Genomic DNA, 4,122 nt, shown 5'->3' with positions numbered 1-4,122 from the left:
CGCGCGCCGACCGGGCACGGCTTGTCGGTGCGGCGCAGTAGGCTGCCGGGGTGCCCGAACTTCCGCCCGTCCCGGCCCTGTTGTCGACCGCCGTCTCCGCGCTCGGCGGCAAGGAACGGCCCGGTCAGGTAGCGATGGCCGCCGCGGTCGATCACGCGATCGACACCAAGGAACACCTGGCGGTGCAGGCGGGCACGGGTACCGGTAAGTCGCTGGCCTATCTGGTGCCGAGCCTGCGGCACGCGGTGCGCACCGGGCGCACGGTAGTGGTGTCCACGGCGACGATCGCGCTGCAACGCCAGCTCGTCGACCGCGATCTGCCCCGTCTCGCCGAAGCGCTCGCCAAACCGCTCGGCCGTACCCCGCAGTTCGCGATCCTCAAGGGTCGCAACAACTATCTGTGCCTGAACAAGATCAACAGCGCCGTTCCGGAAGAGCCGGCCGAGGCCGAACTGTTCGACGCGTTCGCGGTCTCGCGACTCGGCCGTGAGGTGCAGCGGCTCAACGAGTGGGCCTCCGATACGGAGACCGGCGACCGCGACGATCTCGCCCCCGGCGTCTCCGATCGGGCGTGGCGGCAGGTCAGCGTGTCCTCGCGGGAATGCCTTGGCAAAACGCGCTGCCCGTTCGGACAGGATTGCTTCGCCGAGAAGGCCAGGGCGGAATCCGCGCAGGCCGACATCGTCGTCACCAACCACGCCCTGCTGGCCATCGACGCCATCAGCGGCATCCAGGTGTTGCCCGAACACGACGTGGTGGTGGTCGACGAGGCGCACGAACTGGTCGACCGTGTCACCGGCGTCGCGACCGCCGAACTGTCGGCCGTCGCGATCACCGCCGCGGCCCGTCGCTGCGCCAAACTCATCGACGAACAAGAGGTCGACCGGCTCGAAGCCGCCGGTGAGGCCCTGCACGCCGCGCTGGACGATCTGCCTGCGAGCCGCTGGGACGCCATCCCCGACGGGATCGCCCCGGTGCTCGCGCTGGTCCGCGACGCCGCCTGGAACGCCCACACCGCGCTGGCCCCGCAGGGCAGCAGCACCGCGCAGGGTGACGCCGATACCGCCGCCGCCCGCACCCGTGCGGTGGCCGCCGTCGAAGAGGTGCACGACGCCGCGGTGCGCGCGCTCACCGCATTCGACGAGCCTGATCCGGCGGCCCGCCGCGATGTGGTGTGGCTGGCCGCCGACGAACTGCGCGGCGTCACCCGGCGCACCTTGCGTATGGCGCCGCTGTCGGTGGGCGGGCTGCTGCGCAGCAGGCTGTTCGGCGCGTCCACGGTGGTGCTGACCTCGGCGACCTTGCAGATCGGCGGTTCGTTCGATGGTCTCGCCATCACCTGGGGTCTGCCGGCCCAGTCCTCGGGCCGCACCGATACCGCGACCGCCAACGGCGCCGAAGCACCGTCGGACAACGAGACCGTGCGCTGGACCTCCCTCGATGTCGGTTCCCCCTTCGACCACGCGAAATCCGGGATCCTCTACGTCGCCAAACATCTGCCCGCGCCGGGCCGCGACGGCCTGTCCCCCGCCTACCTCGACGAGATCGAACGGCTGATCACCGCGGCCGGCGGCCGCACGCTCGGGCTGTTCTCCTCCATGCGCGCCGCCAAGGCCGCCACCGAAGCACTGCGCGGGCGCTTGGACACCCCCGTGCTGTGCCAGGGCGAGGATTCGACCGGTGCGCTGGTGCGAAAGTTCGCCGACGATCCGGAGACCTCCCTGTTCGGCACCCTGTCGCTGTGGCAGGGCGTCGACGTGCCGGGTCCGTCGCTGAGCCTGGTGATCCTGGACCGCATTCCGTTCCCCCGCCCCGACGATCCGCTGCTGACCGCGCGGCAGCGGGCGGTCGAATCGCGCGGTGGCAACGGCTTCATGTCCGTCGCCGCCAGCCACGCGGCGCTGCTGCTGGCCCAGGGCACGGGACGCCTGTTGCGCAGCGTCGACGACCGCGGCGTGGTCGCGATCCTCGACCCCCGCCTGGCCACCGCCCGCTACGGCGGCTACCTGCGCGCATCGCTGCCGCCGTACTGGGAGACCAGCGATCCCGAAGTCGTCACCAAGGCTTTGCAACGCCTCACCGCGGCCGCAAAAGTCTGACCTCCGGCGCGTGAATCCGCCGCCCCGGAGAACCGCTGCGCGCAAGCCCGGGAGCGGCCGCCCTGCGGATCGCGCGCACAATCACCGGACCAGCCGCACACTCGCCCGGATCATCCGCACCTCCGCGGGATCAGCCGCACATGTGCCGGATCAGCCACGCGATCGCGAATCAGCCGCTCACCCGCCGAACATGCTCACACCCGCTGGATCACGCACGCTCACCGGATCATCCGCACACTCGCCCAGCTCAGCCGCACCTGCGCCGGACCAGCCATGCGATCGGCGGATCAGCCTGCCGAACAGCCGGATGCCGCGGGGACCGGCCGCGACGCCGCCGGAATCAGCCGCGCACATGCAGTCCGAACCCGGTGCGACCGGCCGGTTCCAGTCCGGGTTTCAACTCCAGCGACGGCAGCTGGTAGTCGCCGAAGTTCTGGCGCCGGAACGGGATCGGCTCGGTCGATTCCAGCATGAGCAGGCGCTCCTGCCACGCCTTTGCGACATCGGGATAGTCCTCGGCGGGCAGCCGGTCGGCGCCGTATACAACGAACGGTGGCAGTACCTCGATGCCCGGGTAGAACAGGATGCCGTGGTGGATCGGGAAAAGCAGGTCGTCGATGGGGCCGTTGATTCCGCGTGGGCCGTAGTGCGATTCGAGGCCGCCGATGGTCACCGACAGCAGTGCCCGGCGGCCGGCCAGGGTGCCTTCGCCGTAGCGTTCGCCGTACTTGGTGTCGCTGTGCTCGCCGACGCCGTAGGCGAAGCGATAGGTGAACACCCGGTCCAGTTCATCGCGTACAGATCGCTCACCCGCACTTCGTGCCCGGCTGTTTCGAGCGTGGTCACCGCAAGATCCTTGAGCGCGCCGTTGAGCGAAGCCGGCTCGGGATGGGCGTGGACGATCAGCGTCTTCATGGGAACTCCTTCGGATCGGATGAGTTCGATCCTCGGCGTCGCGACGCTCGGTATTCAGGGGCGCCGCGTCCGTCGGACGGCACTTCCTGGTATCGGCAGGACCACCTTCGCGCGCCCGGCCGCGGCCATACTGGGGCCATGGACGATCTCGCCGGCTTCCTGCGCACCCGGCGCTCCCGGGTCGACCCGGCCGACGTCGGCATCCCCGCCGACCGCCGCCGCCGGGTCGAAGGGCTGCGCCGCGAAGAGGTCGCGCATCTGTCCGGAGTCAGCGTCGACTATTACGTCCGCCTCGAGCAGGGCCGGGCGACCCAGCCTTCCGAGCAGATCCTCGATGCGCTCGCCCGAGTCCTCGGCCTGGACGAGATCGAACGCGAACATCTCTACCGCCTCGCCCGGCAACGCCGCCGCCGCGCGAAGGTGCCCGCGGCCCGGGTGCGACCGGAGCTGTTGCGGGTGCTCGACCTGGTCGCCGACGCACCGGCGCTGATCATGGACCATCGCCTGGACGTGCTCGCGGGTAACCGCCTCGCCGAACTCCTCTATGGCCGACCGCTGTCGGGTTTGAACACCGCCAAGCACATCTTCCTCGAAGAAGAGCATCGCGGCCTGTACGCCGACTGGGAGACCTGCACCCTCGACGCCGTCGGCCACCTGCGCCTGGCCGCGGGCAAATACCCCGACGACCCCCGCCTGGCCGCACTCATCGGCGAACTCGCGATGGGCAGCGACCGCTTCCGCAAGCTCTGGGCCCGCGCCGACGTGCGCGCCCGCACCCACGGCCGCAAGGCCTACCACCACCCGCTGGTCGGACTGCTCGAACTGCATCAGGAGAACTTCGCCCTCCCCGACGAGTCGGGCATGGAACTGCTGGTGCTGTCCGCCGAGCCGAACAGCCCCACCGAGGACGGATTGCGGCTGCTCGCGGGGTTGGGCGCCGCCGACGTGCCTGCCGCGCCCGGTGAGGCCGGCGCCGCACGTGACGACATCGGCCCGGCCACCGACAAGCGCCGACGCTGACCGTGCCGTCTATTCCCGCACGGCGACAGCGTCCACTTCGAACAGCATCCCAGGCAGGGCGAGCGCCGCGACGCCGGTCAGCGTCTGA

The 4,122-nt window shown here is 70.5% G+C and carries 4 protein-coding genes; 2 read left to right on the top strand and 2 right to left on the bottom strand.

The genetic code is table 11. From position 1 onward, the window contains the following. Positions 1-50: 50 nt before the first annotated feature. A complete protein-coding gene (locus RJ05_RS05675; protein WP_036533900.1) occupies positions 51-2,099 on the top strand; it encodes an ATP-dependent DNA helicase in 2,049 nt (682 codons plus the stop codon). A 340-nt stretch (positions 2,100-2,439) separates the two neighbouring features. Here RJ05_RS05675 and RJ05_RS05670 read toward each other — a convergent pair whose 3' ends face one another. Then, a complete protein-coding gene (locus tag RJ05_RS05670; protein ID WP_249040606.1) occupies positions 2,440-2,877 on the bottom strand; it encodes an NAD(P)H-dependent oxidoreductase in 438 nt (145 codons plus the stop codon). Beyond that, positions 2,769-3,014: an NAD(P)H-dependent oxidoreductase gene (locus RJ05_RS33080; RefSeq protein ID WP_228790721.1), complete on the bottom strand. Its 246-nt coding sequence runs from the start codon at positions 3,012-3,014 to the stop codon at positions 2,769-2,771. Before RJ05_RS33080 ends, RJ05_RS05670 begins: the two co-directional genes overlap by 109 nt. Positions 3,015-3,152: 138 nt before the next feature. On the opposite strand from RJ05_RS33080, the gene RJ05_RS05665 reads away from it, so the two are divergent. Next, on the top strand, positions 3,153-4,034 hold the full coding sequence (locus RJ05_RS05665) for a helix-turn-helix transcriptional regulator (RefSeq protein ID WP_051016274.1): 882 nt from the start codon (positions 3,153-3,155) through the stop codon (positions 4,032-4,034). The last annotated feature ends 88 nt before the right edge of the window (positions 4,035-4,122 follow it).

This window comes from Nocardia cyriacigeorgica NBRC 100375, assembly GCF_000308555.1.
GTDB lineage: Bacteria > Actinomycetota > Actinomycetes > Mycobacteriales > Mycobacteriaceae > Nocardia > Nocardia cyriacigeorgica.
This window is presented reverse-complemented; position numbering and strand designations above follow the sequence as displayed.